Source organism: Pantoea sp. GW821-FHT03E06, assembly GCF_059420725.1.
The window spans coordinates 3,441,132-3,456,973 of the sequence record NZ_JBWKUG010000001.1 but is presented as its reverse complement, the minus strand read 5'-3'; the positions used below and the strand labels follow the sequence as shown (position 1 = coordinate 3,456,973).

General features: G+C 54.6%; 16 protein-coding genes and 1 pseudogene. 13 read left to right on the top strand and 4 right to left on the bottom strand.

What is annotated here, in order from left to right; all coding sequences use genetic code 11:
* Positions 1-355 precede the first annotated feature (355 nt).
* A pseudogene (locus AC07WB_RS16010) lies at positions 356-1,204 on the bottom strand (SDR family oxidoreductase); the annotation flags it as partial.
* Positions 1,205-1,305: 101 nt separating this feature from the next.
* Between AC07WB_RS16010 and AC07WB_RS16005 the strand changes: the two are divergent.
* Positions 1,306-1,671 carry a winged helix-turn-helix transcriptional regulator gene (locus AC07WB_RS16005; RefSeq protein WP_345828350.1) on the top strand — a complete coding sequence of 122 codons (366 nt, stop codon included), beginning with the start codon at positions 1,306-1,308 and terminating at the stop codon, positions 1,669-1,671.
* Positions 1,672-1,807: 136 nt separating this feature from the next.
* Here the strand turns inward: AC07WB_RS16005 and yghX are convergent, their stop codons facing one another.
* Positions 1,808-2,698 (bottom strand): YghX family hydrolase, encoded by an 891-nt coding sequence (gene yghX / locus AC07WB_RS16000; RefSeq protein WP_097096071.1) that lies wholly within the window; start codon positions 2,696-2,698, stop codon positions 1,808-1,810.
* Positions 2,699-3,263: 565 nt separating this feature from the next.
* Between yghX and AC07WB_RS15995 the strand changes: the two genes are divergently transcribed.
* The 4 genes from AC07WB_RS15995 to AC07WB_RS15980 all read left to right on the top strand — a co-directional run bounded on the left by AC07WB_RS15995 (position 3,264) and on the right by AC07WB_RS15980 (position 6,974).
* Entirely contained in the window at positions 3,264-4,685 is a 1,422-nt protein-coding gene (locus tag AC07WB_RS15995; protein WP_097096072.1) for a cytochrome ubiquinol oxidase subunit I, read from the top strand.
* A 1-nt stretch (position 4,686) separates the two neighbouring features.
* Entirely contained in the window at positions 4,687-5,691 is a 1,005-nt protein-coding gene (cydB, locus tag AC07WB_RS15990) for a cytochrome d ubiquinol oxidase subunit II (RefSeq protein WP_097096073.1), read from the top strand.
* Between the two features lies 1 nt (position 5,692).
* Positions 5,693-5,860: a DUF2474 domain-containing protein gene (locus AC07WB_RS15985; protein ID WP_097096074.1), complete on the top strand. Its 168-nt coding sequence runs from the start codon at positions 5,693-5,695 to the stop codon at positions 5,858-5,860.
* 247 nt (positions 5,861-6,107) lie between these two features.
* The gene (locus tag AC07WB_RS15980; RefSeq protein WP_097096075.1) at positions 6,108-6,974 is read left to right on the top strand and encodes a helix-turn-helix domain-containing protein; all 867 of its coding nucleotides are present in this window, start codon (positions 6,108-6,110) and stop codon (positions 6,972-6,974) included.
* Between the two features lie 195 nt (positions 6,975-7,169).
* On the opposite strand, the gene AC07WB_RS15975 is transcribed toward AC07WB_RS15980, so the two are convergent.
* Complete coding sequence (locus AC07WB_RS15975; protein WP_137386906.1) at positions 7,170-7,226, bottom strand: SEC-C metal-binding domain-containing protein; 57 nt, start codon at positions 7,224-7,226, stop codon at positions 7,170-7,172.
* Between AC07WB_RS15975 and AC07WB_RS15970 the strand changes: the two genes are divergently transcribed.
* From AC07WB_RS15970 to AC07WB_RS15960, 3 genes are all read left to right on the top strand, one after another.
* The gene (locus AC07WB_RS15970; RefSeq protein WP_494940829.1) at positions 7,227-7,370 is read left to right on the top strand and encodes a hypothetical protein; all 144 of its coding nucleotides are present in this window, start codon (positions 7,227-7,229) and stop codon (positions 7,368-7,370) included. It abuts the gene before it with no gap.
* A gap of 471 nt (positions 7,371-7,841) precedes the next feature.
* Complete coding sequence (locus tag AC07WB_RS15965; RefSeq protein ID WP_494940828.1) at positions 7,842-8,624, top strand: siderophore-interacting protein; 783 nt, start codon at positions 7,842-7,844, stop codon at positions 8,622-8,624.
* Between the two features lie 91 nt (positions 8,625-8,715).
* Complete coding sequence (locus tag AC07WB_RS15960) at positions 8,716-9,255, top strand: PadR family transcriptional regulator (protein ID WP_494940827.1); 540 nt, start codon at positions 8,716-8,718, stop codon at positions 9,253-9,255.
* Positions 9,256-9,315: 60 nt separating this feature from the next.
* On the opposite strand, the gene AC07WB_RS15955 is transcribed toward AC07WB_RS15960, so the two are convergent.
* Complete coding sequence (locus tag AC07WB_RS15955) at positions 9,316-9,603, bottom strand: Rdx family protein (protein ID WP_494940826.1); 288 nt, start codon at positions 9,601-9,603, stop codon at positions 9,316-9,318.
* A gap of 230 nt (positions 9,604-9,833) precedes the next feature.
* Here AC07WB_RS15955 and AC07WB_RS15950 point away from each other — a divergent pair, with 230 nt between their 5' ends.
* The 5 genes from AC07WB_RS15950 to AC07WB_RS15930 are packed head-to-tail and all read left to right on the top strand — an operon-like array spanning position 9,834 to position 15,820.
* Positions 9,834-12,155: a TonB-dependent receptor domain-containing protein gene (locus tag AC07WB_RS15950; RefSeq protein ID WP_345828354.1), complete on the top strand. Its 2,322-nt coding sequence runs from the start codon at positions 9,834-9,836 to the stop codon at positions 12,153-12,155.
* A 48-nt stretch (positions 12,156-12,203) separates the two neighbouring features.
* Positions 12,204-13,235 carry a hemin-degrading factor gene (locus AC07WB_RS15945; protein ID WP_494940825.1) on the top strand — a complete coding sequence of 344 codons (1,032 nt, stop codon included), beginning with the start codon at positions 12,204-12,206 and terminating at the stop codon, positions 13,233-13,235.
* On the top strand, positions 13,232-14,053 hold the full coding sequence (locus AC07WB_RS15940; protein WP_494940824.1) for a heme/hemin ABC transporter substrate-binding protein: 822 nt from the start codon (positions 13,232-13,234) through the stop codon (positions 14,051-14,053). The genes AC07WB_RS15945 and AC07WB_RS15940 overlap by 4 nt, the downstream gene beginning before the upstream one ends.
* Positions 14,046-15,044 (top strand): FecCD family ABC transporter permease, encoded by a 999-nt coding sequence (locus tag AC07WB_RS15935; RefSeq protein ID WP_494940823.1) that lies wholly within the window; start codon positions 14,046-14,048, stop codon positions 15,042-15,044. The genes AC07WB_RS15940 and AC07WB_RS15935 overlap by 8 nt, the downstream gene beginning before the upstream one ends.
* Positions 15,041-15,820, top strand: coding sequence for a heme ABC transporter ATP-binding protein (locus AC07WB_RS15930; protein WP_097096084.1), 780 nt, complete (start codon positions 15,041-15,043; stop codon positions 15,818-15,820). The genes AC07WB_RS15935 and AC07WB_RS15930 overlap by 4 nt, the downstream gene beginning before the upstream one ends.
* The last annotated feature ends 22 nt before the right edge of the window (positions 15,821-15,842 follow it).

The window sequence follows — 15,842 nt, the reverse complement described above, 5'->3', positions numbered from 1 at the left end:
AATGCGATTTATCTATGAACGTAATAAATCATGTCGATGGATCGCCTGTTTTTATGAATTTTGAGCGATTACAACGGGCTATATTTCAGGAAATGAAAGCAGTGTTTGAGATGGATGTTTAAATAGCTGCACAGAATTATCTGTAATTAAGAAAATCGCTAAAATAAGACTAAAAAAGAGCGAGATGGCTTGAACAATTTATGGCAAACGCAGCGGGAGCTGAGCGGTTTTCCCCTCACCCTAACCCTCTCCCGCCGGCGGGAGAGGGAATGTTTAGCGGCTGAGACGAACTCGATCGGCTCCCTCGCCCGCGTGCGGGAGAGGGCTGGGGTGAGGGACCAAGCGCACCTTTCTTCTTCAGCGCTGCCTTAATCACATCCGCGTATGGCGTGGTTGGGCGGCCAATCAGTTTACTCAACGTATGGCTATCATCGAACAATCCACCTTTTTCGGCTCCGGCATCTGAGTCTGCCAGCATCTCAGACAATCCATCCGGCAAACCGGCACCTTTCAGCGCCGCGGCGAACTCCGCCTGCGGCAGGTTGATGTATTCAACCTTTTCACCCGACTGTTTAGCGATCTCGGCACTGAATTGCGCCAGCGTATAACTGTCGTCACCGGCCAGCTCATACACTTTGCCAGCCTGATCGTCACGGCTGATCACTTCTGCTGCCGCAGCTGCATAATCGCTACGCGCCGCCGATGAGATGCGACCTTCACCTGCTGCGCCAATAAAGGCGTGGTGTGCCAGGGCGGGCGCAATGCTCGCCGCATAGTTCTCGGTATACCAGCCGTTGCGCAGCAGCGCGTAGGGAACGCCAGAGGCTTTCAAATCCGCTTCCGTTGCACGATGCTCAACGCCTAATCCTAATGGGGTGGTGTCGGCGTGCAGCAGGCTGGTGTAAGCAATTAAACTAACGCCCGCGGCTTTCGCGGCGTCGATCACCGCCTTGTGCTGGGCAACGCGCTGGCCGACTTCGCTTGAGGAGATCAGCAGCACTTTATCTACGCCGGCAAAGGCACTCTGTAGCGTTTCCGGTTTGCTGTAATCCGCCGCACGCAGCGTGACGCCCAGCGCTTTGAGATCCGCCGCTTTCTCGGGTGAACGCACCGCCGCAATCACGTCGCTGGCCGGCACTTTTTTCAGTAATTCGGTAATGACCAAACGGCCCAGTTGGCCAGTGGCACCTGTAATCGCAATCATGATGTTCTCCTTCAGTTTGAGCTGGTTTACAAACAGCCTACGAGATAAACTAACTTTTAGTAAGTACTTACAGATTTGTTAGTTTGGCGGAGATGGTTTAAGTGTCTGAAAAGATGAGTGATAAATTTACCCGTGGCGAGTTGCTTAATGTCAATTGCCCGTCACGCGAGGTGCTCAAGCGTATCACCAGCCGCTGGAGCGTACTGATATTATTAGCGCTGCGCGAAGAAACGCTGCGATTTAGCGAACTGCGCCGCAAGATTGGTGGCGTGAGTGAACGTATGCTGGCGCAGACGCTGCGCTATATGGAAGAAGATGGTTTTGTCGAGCGTATTGCTTATGAAGTGGTGCCGCCGCATGTGGAGTATCGTCTGACCTCGTTAGGGCATGAAGTGGAAGGGCAGGTGGTTGGGCTGGCGGATTGGTTAGAGAGCAACGTGCATCGCATTTTGAAGCCTGTGCATTAATCAGGTCGCCATAAATGGCGTAATGCCGACCAGTTAAGCAAAAAAATATCTTTTTATGCAGGTGCGCATGAATGCGCACCCTACAAAAAACCGGCTGTATCCGCGTAGGGTCGCCATTCATGGCACTCTTACGGCATCAGGCGTGCAAATACTTCTCAAACCAGCCCAGCGTGCGGCTCCAGGCCAACTCGGCGGCGGCTTTGTCGTAGCGCGGCGTCGAATCATTATGAAAACCGTGATTCACGCCGGGATAAACATAGCCTTCAAAAATTTTGTGGTTCGCCTTCAGCGCTTCTTCATAGGCGGGCCAGCCTTCGTTGATCCCTTTATCCAGCGCCGCATAGTGCAGCAGCAAGGGAGCTTTGATACGCGGCACGTCCTCGGCTTTGGGCTGACGTCCATAAAATGGCACGGCGCAGGCTAAGTCGGGAAACGCCACCGCCGCCGCATTGGCAACGCCGCCGCCGTAGCAGAAACCGGTAATGCCCACTTTGCCGGTGCCTGCTTCGTGGTGCATCAGAAAATCTACCGCAGCGAAGAAATCATTCATCAGTTTGGTGGGGTCGACCTTGGCCTGCATGGTTTTGCCTTCGTCATCGTTGCCCGGATAGCCACCCAGCGAGCTCAAACCATCCGGTGCCAGCGCAATATAACCTGCTTTCGCCACGCGCCTTGCCACATCTTCGATATAAGGATTCAGGCCACGGTTCTCATGCACGACCACTACGGCGGGCACTTTGCCTGTAGCGTTTGCCGGACGCACCAGATAACCGCGTACCTCGCCGTGACCCTGCGGTGACGGATAGTGAATGTACTCGGGTTTGATCGCCGGATCGGTAAATTCAACCTGCTGCGCCAGCGCATAGTTGGGGCTCATTGCGCTCAACAACGTGGCACCCGTCATCCCGGCAATGGTGAATTTTGCCGCCAGCGAAATAAATTCGCGTTTGCTGATCTTGCCATGAGCGTAGTAATCGTAAAGTTCGAGCAATTCCTGAGGGAAATCCTGTGCAGTAAGACGGGTCATAACCACTCCTTCGCGGATTAACGGGTTGATTGCTGCTTTAAAAAAGCACAGCTCGTCTCCGCAGGCAAATGTTATGACTCAATGGGTTAACCACTACCGATTAACCTCATGTGGAAAATATTCAGCAGGAATATATCCATTTGCTCTAAAAATATTATCTTTTAATTAACATTTTAGATCTGTTGCGCCTGTCCGGAAATATTTACAGCTGAAATCGCTCTGGGAAAAATAATCGATCTATTCTCCGCACTAAAAAATAAATAAATGAAGTATTTACCTGATAGGTGCAGCGGCAATTACCTGAAAATAATAACAATATTGTCACAATGAATGAGGGTGATTAACCTTAACGTAGTGATTTTAAAGTATTAGTTTCCATGGAAAACAATGATCGAAATCAAAAAACACTGTTATAGTTTTACCGACTTCCACTGTTTATTTTCGTTCGCACGGCTTCCTTTTACATTGGTGCGACATTTCTTTAAGCAAGGCGAAATATGGCGTTGCGATCTGCTTGTTAAATATAAGTAAAAATTCGGTGTAATTTGTGGCAATGAGGTAAGCAATGTTTGGATTAGATGCCTTTCATCTGGCAAGGATACAGTTCGCCTTTACTGTTTCCTTCCATATTATCTTCCCAGCCATCACCATCGGTCTCGCCAGTTTCCTGGCGGTGCTCGAAGGAATGTGGCTGAAAACCCGTAACGAGACCTATCGCGATCTCTACCATTTCTGGTCGAAAGCGTTTGCCGTTAACTTCGGTATGGGCGTGGTATCCGGTCTGGTGATGGCGTACCAGTTTGGTACCAACTGGAGTGGTTTCTCGCAGTTCGCAGGCAGTATTACCGGCCCGCTGCTCACCTATGAAGTGTTGACCGCCTTCTTCCTTGAAGCGGGCTTCCTCGGTGTGATGCTGTTTGGCTGGAACCGCGTCGGCCCTGGCTTGCACTTCTTTGCAACCTGCATGGTGGCGCTCGGCACCATCTTCTCCACCTTCTGGATCCTCGCCTCGAACAGCTGGATGCATACGCCGCAGGGCTACATCATTCAGAACGGCATTGTGGTGCCGGAAGATTGGCTGAAAATCATCTTCAACCCCTCATTCCCTTACCGCTTGTTCCATATGTCGGTGGGTGCCTTCCTTGCCAGCGCCTTCTTTGTTGGTGCATCGGGCGCGTGGCATCTGCTGCGCGGCAATGACAATCCAGCGATTCGTAAGATGTTCTCCATGGCGCTGTGGATGGCACTGATTGTCGCGCCGATTCAGGCGATGATTGGTGACGCGCATGGTTTGAATACCCTTGAGCATCAGCCAGCGAAAATCGCTGCGATTGAAGGCCACTGGGAAAATAAACCGGGTGAAGCCTCGCCGCTGATTCTATTTGGCGTGCCGGATATGGATCAGGAGCGCACGAAGTATGCGGTTGAGATTCCGTATCTCGGCAGCCTGATTCTGACGCACAGCCTGGATAAGCAGATTCCTGCGCTGAAGAGCTTCCCGAAAGAGGATCGCCCTAACTCAACCATCATCTTCTGGTCATTCCGCGTGATGGTGGCGCTGGGCTTGCTGATGATTACGTTGGGCGTGGTCAGCCTGTGGCTGCGTTTCAAAGGTCGCTTGTATCATTCGCGTCCATTCTTATGGTTCACGCTGCTGATGGGGCCATCGGGTTTGATCGCCATTCTGGCCGGTTGGTTCACTACCGAAATTGGGCGTCAGCCGTGGGTGGTGTATGGCGTACAGCGCACCATTGATGCGGTTTCCGCGCATGGCGATATGCACATGAGCATCAGCCTGCTGGCATTCATTCTGGTTTACTCGTCGGTATTTGGCGTGGGTTACCTCTACATGATGCGTCTGATCAAAGAGGGTCCGGTGACCGGTGAAGGTAAAGAGGTTGATCACGGTGGTCCGGGTCAGCATCACACGCCAGCGCGTCCGCTGTCGGCGGCGAAAACCCATAGCGAAAAGAGTGGGGAGCACTAAGATGATCGACTTTTCAATTATCTGGTTTGCCATCATCGTCTTTGGCACCTTGATGTACATCGTCATGGATGGCTTCGATCTGGGTATCGGGCTGCTGCTGCCGTTCAATAAAGATCCTGTTGAACGCGACATGATGGTGAACACCGTTGCGCCGGTTTGGGATGGTAACGAAACCTGGCTGGTACTGGGCGGCGCGGCGCTGTATGGCGCGTTCCCGCTGGCGTATTCGGTGCTGCTGGATGCGCTGTCGATTCCGTTAACGGCGATGCTGATTGGCCTGATCTTCCGTGGTGTTGCTTTTGAGTTCCGCTTCAAAGCCACGTTGGAACACCGTGCGTTCTGGGATAAATCATTCATTGCCGGTTCACTGCTAGCGACCTTCAGCCAGGGCGTGGCGGTTGGCGCGATCCTGAATGGTTTCCCGGTGGTTGGCCGCGAATATGCGGGCTCAGCAATGAGCTGGCTGGCGCCGTTCCCGCTGTTCTGTGGCGTTGGTCTGGTCATCGCCTATGCGCTGCTGGGCTGTACCTGGCTCATCATGAAAACCGAACACGACCTGCACCGTAAAATGTCTGCGCTGGCCACGCCGTTGACGTTGACGCTGCTGCTGGTGGTGGGAATTATCAGCATCTGGACGCCGCTGACGCACGCCGATATCGCGCAGCGCTGGTTCACGCGTCCTAACCTGTTCTGGTTCCTGCCGGTTCCGGTGCTGGTGGTGCTGTGTTCGTGGGGGATTGTGCGTGCGATTAAACGCGAAGCGCATTACTCGCCGTTCATTCTAACACTGGCGCTGATTTTCCTTGGCTTCTCGGGCCTTGGCATCAGCATCTGGCCGAACATCATTCCGCCGTCTATCACTATCTGGCAGGCCGCTTCTCCGGCGAGTAGCCAGGCGTTTATGTTGGTGGGTGGCTTGCTGATTATTCCGGTAATTCTGGGTTACACCTTCTGGAGTTACTACGTGTTCCGCGGAAAAATCAAAGCCGACGAAGGATACCATTGATATGCAAACCGAGGTCAGCAACATGAAAACTCACTCAGAAACGAAGATTCCGTGGTGGAAACAGTTGATGTGGCTGGTGATCATTTACGGCGCAAGCGTGCTGGCACTGGGTGTAGTGGCATCACTGTTTCGTATGATGATGACGGCAGCGGGCATGCGCTCGCACTGAGTTATCTGCACTGAGGTGCGCATGAATGCGCACCCTACTAAAACAGGTCTGCTTTGTCGAAAGGTCGCCATTCATGGCGACCTTTTCTATTTCCACGCAGAGAAAAACGTTAGTCACCTAAGCAATTAATGCTTTTCCCGCTTCGGTACGTTTACTCTTCCTTACGTTAGTAATACGTTTTTGTTATATTTATGTGACGAATAACGCAAATTCATTACGTTAACCACTTCATTCGATTATCAAAACCATGCTCAGCCTGAATCTAAAAAAACAGTACATCAATGATCTGGTGGACTGGATCGAGGCGAATCTGACTGACGAACTCAACGTCGATCTGATTACCCTAAAATCCGGTTACTCCAAATGGCACATGCAGCGCATGTTCAAAGAGATGACCGGACAAACGCTGGCGTCTTACACGCGCAAACGTCGTTTAACGATGGCGGCGATGGCGCTGCGTCTGACCAGCATGCCGCTGATCGATATTGCGGTGCGCTTTGGCTTTGATAATCAGCAGAATTTTACCCGAGTGTTTAAAAGTCATTTTTCAATGACGCCAGGTGCCTATCGCCGCATCCCGGATATGCTGATGAAGGATTTCCACAGCCGCATCTCAACGCAGCGTGAGTGGGTTAATGCGCATCTGGTGGAGAAGCCGGAGCTGCAGCTGTGTGGCGAGGTGATTGAGTGGGAGTGCCGTTTTGGCGAATACATCGATCACCACAATCATATTGTGGCGCAACACACGCGCGATTTTATTGCCTTTGCGGGTCAGCACGTGAACCGTGGCTGGCTGGGGTTCCAGTTTAGTCCCGGCGTGAATTCGGCCGACCAGCAGCATATTAGCCTGTTCCAGGCGCTGGAAAGTCAGTATGCCGATGTGCTTCCACGTAATGTGCAGAACTGGACCGGTGAAAAGGGCTTGTATGCGGAAATAAACTGGCACGGCGCGCCGGAAGAGATCAACGCCTTTACCGCCGAGATCTATTACAACCATCTGCCAGCGCTGGGCGTGGCACGACGGGCGGGCAAAGATTTACTCAAACTGGATCTGAAATACAGCACGCCCGATCTGCTGCAAGGGACGTTCTATATTCCTGTGGCGGTTAACTAATGCATAATTCGTGCGGTAAACCGTGACAAACCGCACGATTTTATAAACTCATCGCCCTGATTGGCGTAAAATTCTTCATCGAAACCTGATTGGCCGCGTAAATCACCAGCCGCCACACATCAGGCTGGATAATCACCTGCATTTCTGGTCCATTCCGGACCGCTATAGTGAACAGATAAAAAAATTATGCGACTTCTACCGTTGTTCCTCATGACAGCGCTTGTAGCGTTTTCTTCGCTGGCAAGTGCACAGATGGCCGAGCCTTTTTCACCGCCGGGTGGCCTGCATCCGCATCAACCGCGTTGTGCACAGCATGAAATTCTGGGCGACAATGTGTTGCCGAACCATACCCAGGATGAGGGTAGCTTCGTCACCTGCGGTAACCATCAGGGTTAATATTTCTACGCTTTAATCTCGCTTGCCGGTCGCACTGCTCGTGCCTGATGTCCGGCAGGATGAGCTCTCCCATGAAAAATCTTCACGCCTGCTGTATTGCCAGGTGCGATTAGCCACGTCTCAAATTCTGTGCGTCCATGTGGACGGTGCGCATAAATGCGCACCCTACAAAACCCGCGCGTCGTAATAAATGCGCCCCTACAAAACCCGCGCGTCGTAATAAATGCGCCCCTACAAAACCCGCGCGTAGTAATAAATGCGCACCCTACAAAACCCGCGCGTCGTAATAAATGCGCACCCTACAAAACCCGTAGGGTCGCCATTTATGGCGACCGCATTGCCAATCGCACTGATTTTGCCATCGCCACAATCTCCCAATAGCATTTTTCGGCATTGCATCGAAGATATATCATAACTATTCTGACGCCATCAGATGAGAATGACTTTCACTATCTTTTAGGGAGACCACGCTTGCAAACTACCCCTTCCGCACGCGTACCGCGTCGCGTACGTAATGACTTGCGTTTCCGTCACATCACCGTGGTGAGCAAAACGCTGATTGCCGGTGCATTCTGGCGCATTGTGTTCAACGGCAACGATCTGGCAGGCTTCAATTCGCCGTCGTTTGACGATCACATCAAAGTATTCTTCCCGGAAAAAACCGGCGCAGAATTGGCGCTACCGCAGATGACGGATGACGGTATTGTCTGGCCGGGCGGGGTACGCCCTGCCGCGCGTGATTACACGCCGCTGGAATTTAACGGCATCGATTCACTGACCATCGATTTCTACATCCACGAGGGCGGCGTGGCCAGCAGTTGGGCTAATGAAGCCAAACCGGGCGATCAAATTGCCATGGGCGGTCCGCGCGGTTCGCTTATCGTGCCCGTCGATTATGCCTGCCAGATTTACGTTTGTGATGAAACCGGCCTGCCCGCGTTTAAGCGTCGCTACGCCGAGATGCAGGCGCAGGCGATCCATCTGCTGGCGTATGTCGATGAAGCGACCGGCCGCGATTATCTTGGCGAGTTGCCGAATGTGCAGGTGAGCTGGCTTGGCAGCGGTACTATGCAGGCGGATAACCTGGCCCCGCTAACTGCACGCTTAGAAAGCATTGCGCTGCCCGCTGACGACTACTTCATCTGGCTAACGGGCGAAGGTGAGGCGGTGAAATTGCTGAGCGATTACTTTACTCAAGGACGCGGTGCGCACACGGATTACGTGCGCGCTGTGGCCTACTGGCATCAGAAATAATTCCCGACTGGCCCGCCCGCTGCCGCCTGTGTTGAATTTTGCCAGGCGGCAGACTACTATCAACCTCCCTTAATTGACGCTCAGGAAGGCAATGAAACAGCAGCGGGATTTTCCATGGCAGTCCGACCACGCACAGCGGACCATCTGTGCAGGCGCACGTAAGAAGCGTCGGGAGCGGATGCTGGATGCCAGTGATATCCGACTGTTAATGCTGCACTTTTTGGCGAACGGCTCTGCGCACGGCTATGAGCTGATCAAATCGGTTGAAGAACTCTCCAAAGGGGAATATTCCCCTAGCCCCGGTATCATTTATCCCAATCTCACCTTGCTTGAAGAGATGGACGCGATTCGCGTGGTCGATGCGCAGGCATCACGTAAAGCCTATGCGCTGAATGAGAGCGGGGCGGCACTGTTGGCGGAGAATCGTGACAGTGTGGAAGCGATTATTGAGCGCTTAACCTCGCTGGCGATTCTGGTGAATAACCGCAATATTCCGCAGGTTGAGCAGGCGATTCACCTGATAAAATACACGCTGAATCACCGCCTGGCGCAGGAAGATATTTCGGCTGAGGCGCTGGAGATTGTGATTAGCGCGCTGCACGACGCGGCAGAAAAAATCGCCAAAAGTTAGCAGATCGCCCGTAGGGTCGCCATTCATGGCGACCGTTTCAATGACCACACGTCAATCACCTCAACTCTTCTTCTTATCCACATGCCCCAACGCGCGATCCGGCCAGCAAACATCGCGCACGCGCTGCTTCAACACCGCCGCATCCGGGAATCCGCCTTCCTGCTTACGCTCCCAAATTACCTGGCCATCAATGCTGATCTCAAACACGCCGCCGGTGCCCGGTTTAAGCGTAACTGCGCCTACATCTTCAGCAAACGTATGCAGTAATTCCTGCGCCATCCACGCGGAGCGCAGCAGCCAGTTGCATTGTGTGCAGTAATGAATAGTGATGGACGGTTTCTGAATCATAGATGTCTCTGCTTAATTATTGATAATAAACAAGTTAACAAATCGTGCGCTCTAAGATACATCTTAATGTAAATGCTATTGATAATGATTACCAGTTGCATTACATTTCTGTCGCAATCATTTATTACATAAAATAAGTCCGCAACTTTTTATGGTCTTTGCATCAAAGTCCGTACTTTCTGGCAGCAAGCAAGTGAGCGAATACTAACAATTAACCGGGTATTTCGCGCATGTCTTCACTCTTTCAGGGATTCACTCAGCAACGTCTTTTCAAAGTTGCCATTTTATCTTCGGCTATTCATGCCGCTTGCAGCTACGCCGCCAGCGATGAACCGGTATTGACCGTCACTGCGCCAAAACAGCAGGCCGGCAATAAAACCACGATTACAGCGCAAGAACTGCAAAAACGCGGCGCCAATGACTTCGGTTCGATCATGCGTTATGAACCGCTGATCAGCGCAACCGGCTCCAGCGGCGGTTCATCGGCGGGCAAAAGTGGCTTCGACCGCGCGGGCTACACCGGTTATAACATCCGTGGCCTGGAGAGTAACCGCGTGGGTATGGATATCGACGGCATCCCGATTCCGGATGCTACCGGTCGTCCGTACGTCAGCCGCACCGGTAACAATACCTTTGGGATTGGCCGCGACTACATCGATCCCTACATGTTCGGCAGCGTTGATATCGAGAAGGGCGCCACGGCGGTCGATCAACCCAACACCTCTATCGGCGGTAACGTGTCGTTTCACAACAAAACCGCCGATGACTACCTTAGCAGCGACAAAAATACGTACTTCGGTTACCAGAGTGATTATGACTCCTCGAACCGCAGCTGGCACAACGGCATTACTGCTGCAGCGGGTGATGACGAGCTGCGCGGCCTGTTTGTATATAGCCGCCGCGACGGTCAGGAAACCGAAAATAACAGCGGCGTGAAAGACGCCTATCCAGCTAACTGGCACTCCGATGCCTTTATGACGTCGGGCATCTGGCAGCCGAACGATCAGCATAAGCTGAGCGCCACTTTCGATTACTATCACAAAACCAATCACAGTCACTACGATACCTGGGACACCAGCGGTAACACCGTGTGGGGCAGCGCGCAGCAGCAGAGTGATACGCGCCGCTGGGGCATCAATCTGGCGGATGAGTGGACGCCGTACAATGACTTCATCGATACGCTGACCACGCGTGTTTACTGGCAGCAAACGCAGGCGCACGACAATACCTATCTGCCAACCAGCGCCAGTCAGTACGGCTTCGTCTATTCCGATTTCAATGTCGATACTTACGGCTTTGACACGCGCGGTACCAAAACGCTGGGACGTCATGAGCTCAGCGCCGGTGTCAATGCGCGTCTGGATAACAGCGAGCGTCCGTTCCGTCAGGAACCGGCACCCAGTACCTTCAGCGCCATCACGCAACCGCAGGCCGACAGCCGCACTTTCGCGGTGGCCGGTTATCTGCAGGATAAGATCAACTTCGATCTTGATAGCCACAACTTCGCGATCATTCCCGGCGTACGCGTGATGTATCAAAGCACTAAGCCGAAGGATCTGGGCGATCTTACCACTGGCAGCGCGGTGCTGACCGAAGAGCAGGTTGATGCACTGTACGGCAAAACCAACTCTGATACTCAGGTGCTGCCATCACTGACCTTCCAGTACGATTTGACGCCCGCGCTGACCACCTATCTGCAATACAAACGCGGCGTGCAGTTCCCTACCACCAGCCAGCTGTATGGCTCATGGAACCTCGGTTCCAGCTATGCAGGTAGCGCGCAGTATGCGCTGATTGGTAATACCGATCTGAAAACCGAAACCAGCAACAACTTCGAGTGGGGCCTGAAAGGTCAGGCCACCGAAGGCGTCACGGTTAACACGTCGGTGTTCTACAACCAGTATAAAAACTTCATCGCTTATACCCGCTATCGTCGCGCCACTAATCCGGAGATGTTCGTCAACGTACCGAGCAACATCTACACCAGCTATCAGGCTGAAAACCGCGATAAGGCCTACATTTATGGTGCTGAGATCTCAACCAAAGTGAATTACGGCACCTGGTTCCCGCAGGTGGATGGCTTGAGCAGCACCTTTGCGCTGGGCTATAACGAAGGGAAATCCAAGTCCAGCTATGCCGGTGACAAGTACATCGATCTCGACAGCGTCGCGCCGTTGAAAGCCATTGTTGGACTGGCGTGGGATGACAAAGCGCGTGGCTATGGCGCCGCGTTGACCGCCACCTTTGTGAAAGGTAAGCAGGCTACCGCTACCAACCGCGAAAGCTATACCAACGCTGGCACGCCGATCACCGATGCCACCACCGATTATATGCGCGTGCCGGGATACGGCATGGTTGATGCCACGGCTTACTGGCAGGCGACGAAAAACGTCAAGCTGAGCGGCGGCATCTACAACATTACCGATCGCAAATACTGGGATTACACCAGCAGTCGTACGCTGACCAGCAGCAATGCCCAGGAACGCAACGACATCAATCTGGCAGTGATGCCAGGCCGCACCTTCCAGCTGGGTGTGAACGTCGACTTCTAATCCCTTTTCGCCCTGCGGTGGCGCAGGGCATTTTCATGGAGCAAGGCAATGAACCCACGTTACGAACAATATCTGGCGCTGAAAGGCGAGCATCCGAAAAAGTACGCGCGCGATCTGGCGGCATTGATGGGCATTGGCGAAGCACAGCTGTGCGAAGCCCGCGTTGGTCAGGATGCGCAGGCATTAAAAGCCGATTTTCCCGCCTTGCTGGCGGCGCTGGCCGCTGTCGGCGAGACCAAAAGTATCACCCGCAATGAGTATGCGGTGCACGAGCAGGTGGGCAAGTATGAAAACCTGCATCTTGGCGAGCATGCCGGTCTGATTCTCAATCCGCGCGCCCTCGATCAGCGCCTGTTTCTCAATCAGTGGCACAGCGCGTTCTTTCTGCGTGAGCAGACCGCACACGGCGAACGTCAAAGCATTCAGATTTTTGATCGCCACGCCGATGCGGTTCTGAAAATCTACGTCACCGACAACACCGATATCACCGCCTGGGATGCGCTGATTGCCGGGTTTGTGGTGGAGCGCGCGGCGACAGTAGATCCGCAGCCCGCCAGCGCGCCGCAATACAGCCGCACGGTGGATGCCAGCAAAGTGGAGGCCGAATGGCGTGCGATGACCGATGTGCATCAGTTCTTTGGGCTGCTGAAGCGTCATAACCTCTCACGACCGCAGGCATTCCACGCGGTGCCGGACGATCTGGCGCGTCAGGTGAGTAATGATTCCCTGGCGCAGCTGCTGGATGTAGCACAGCAGGATGGCAACGAAATAATGATTTTCATTGGCAACCGTGGCTGCACGCAGATCTTCACCGGCGCGGTGCAGAAGCTGATGCCGATGGAGAACTGGATCAACATCTTCAATCCCACCTTCACGCTGCATCTGATGGCGGATCGCATCAGTGAAAGCTGGGTGACACGCAAACCGAGCGGCGACGGCTTCGTCACCAGTCTTGAACTGTTCGCCGCTGACGGCACGCAGATTGCGCAGCTGTATGGCCAGCGCAGCGAAGGCACGCCGGAACAGGCGCGCTGGCGCGAGCAGGTGACCTCGCTGAACAGCGCAGGGGCCACCGCATGAGACGACTTCTGGTACTGCTTTGCGCGCTGACGCTGCCCACCTTCGCGGCGGATCGAGTGATCTCCATCGGCGGCGATGTCACGCAGATTATCTATGCGCTGGATGCGCAGGCGAATTTGGTGGCACGCGACAGCACCAGCCAGCATCCGGCGCAGGCCAATAAGCTGCCGGATGTCGGTTATATGCGCCAGCTGAACGCCGAAGGGATTCTGGCGCTGAAGCCGACATTGGTGCTGAGCAGCGAGCTGGCCAAGCCGTCGCTGGTATTAGAGCAGGTGGCACAAGCCGGGGTAAAAGTGGTGGATATCACCGGTAAAAATAGCCTTGATGCTATCGCGGAAAAAATCGCCACCATCGGCAAGGCGCTGCATCGTGAAGATGCCGCTAACGCGCTGATTGAAAAAGTGAACAAGCAGCGCGCACAGATCCCGCAAAAACCGTTACCGATCAAAGTGCTGTTTATTATGGCGCACGGCGGTATGCGTACCCAGGCGGCCGGTGCGCAAACCGGTGCCGACGGTGCGATTCGCAGCGCGGGACTGATCAACGCTATGGCCGCGGTGCCGCACTATCAGCAACTGTCGCAGGAGGGCGTGGTGGCGGCAGCGCCGGATTTAATCGTGGTGGGTGAAGATGGCCTGCGCACGCTGGGCGGCGAAGAGAAAGTGTGGGCGCTGCCGGGGCTGGCAATGACGCCGGCCGGTCAGCATCGCGCGTTGCTGATGGTGGATGAGATGGCACTGCTGAGCTTTGGTCTGGATACGCCGGGTGCGATTGTGAAGTTGCGCCGTGCCGCTGAAGCCGCAAAACATGACTAATGCATCCGTGCTGCGCTGGCTGTGTTTGATGGGCATCAGCATGGTGATGTGCATGCTGCTGGCCGCCAACTTCGGCGCGATGCCACTTTCGATGCGTACCTTATGGCGCGCGCCGCTGAGCGATATGGCGTGGCAAATCTGGATCAATATCCGCCTGCCGCGCGTGCTGCTGGCGGTGCTGCTCGGCATGGCGCTGGCGGTTTCGGGCGCGGTGATGCAGGGATTGTTTCGCAACCCGCTGGCCGATCCCGGTTTACTCGGCATTAGCAGCGGTGCCGGTTTGGCGGTAGCGCTCTCGATCGTTATCCCGCTCGGCTTACCGCCGCTGCTGGCATTGTGGCTGCCGAGCATTGCCGCCTTTATCGGCAGCTTGGTCGTCACGCTGCTGATTTTCAGTTTTAGCCGCCTGGCGCTGGGCAATTTGTCGCGTTTGCTGCTGGTCGGCATCGCGATTAATGCCTTGTGCGGTGCGGCGGTTGGCGTGCTTTCCTGGCTGAGTAACGATCAGCAGCTGCGTCAGCTGGCGCTGTGGGGCATGGGCAGCCTGAGCGCGGCGCAATGGCCGAGTCTGGCGGTGTGTGCGGTGCTGATTCTGCCGGCGCTGATTGCTATCCAACTGCGCGCGCGTCGCCTCAACTTGCTGCAGCTCGGTGAGGAAGATGCGCATTATATGGGCATCGATGTGAAGCGTACGCAGCGTCAACTGCTGGTGCTGAGTGCGTTGTTGGTGGGAACAGCGGTCTCGGTGAGCGGCATTATTGGTTTCGTGGGTTTAGTGGTGCCACACCTGATGCGTTTTTGTCTGGGCAGCGATCATCGCTGGATGTTGCCGGGCTCGGCGCTGGCGGGCGCGATTTTGCTGCTGCTGGCGGATACGCTGGCGCGCACGGTGGTGATCCCGGCAGAAATGCCGGTTGGCCTGTTGACCAGCCTGCTCGGCGGCCCGTGGTTTCTCTGGCTGATTCTGCGTGAGCCCAAGGGGAATGAATGAGTGATTGCCTGCAGGCGCGCGGTCTGCGCTTTAGCCACGGCGCGCGCGCCTTAATCGATGACGTTTCGCTTAGTTTACAGCCCGGTGAAATGGTCGCGCTGATTGGTCCGAACGGCGCAGGGAAATCCACGCTGCTGCGCCTGCTTACTGGCTTTCTCATGCCAGAAGCAGGGGAATGCTGGCTCGGCGATCGCCCGTTAAATGCATGGCCGCGTGAACCGCTGGCGCAGCGCCGCGCCGTAATGCGTCAGCAAAACAGCCTCACCTTTCCGTTAGTGGCGGCTGAAGTGGTGGCGATGGGCCGTGCGCCCTGGCCGGCCAGCCAATCGAAAGCGGTTATCGAAGAGGTGATGTACATCACCGGCAGCCTCGAGCTGGCAAAGCGCGATTATCGCTCGCTTTCTGGCGGGGAGCAGCAGCGCGTGCAGCTGGCGCGCGTGCTGGCGCAGCTGTGGCATGGCGATGGTCCGCGCGGCTGGCTGTTTCTTGATGAACCGACGTCGGCGCTCGATCTGTACTGGCAGCAGCACAGTTTGCGTTTGCTGCACCGCTTAACGCGCAACGGACGCTTTAGCGTCTGTACCGTGCTGCACGATCTTAATCTCGCATCGCTGTGGTCGGATCGCGTGTTGTTGTTGCATCAGGGCAAACTGGTGGCGCAGGGCGCACCGCAGGAAGTGATGACCGAATCCACGCTGACGCGCTGGTATCAGGCGGAGCTGGATGTGGTGATGCAGGAGGGAAAGAGCAGGCCGCAAATCCAACTGCGAGCCTGATTGTAATGCCTGTGTTTTCGTA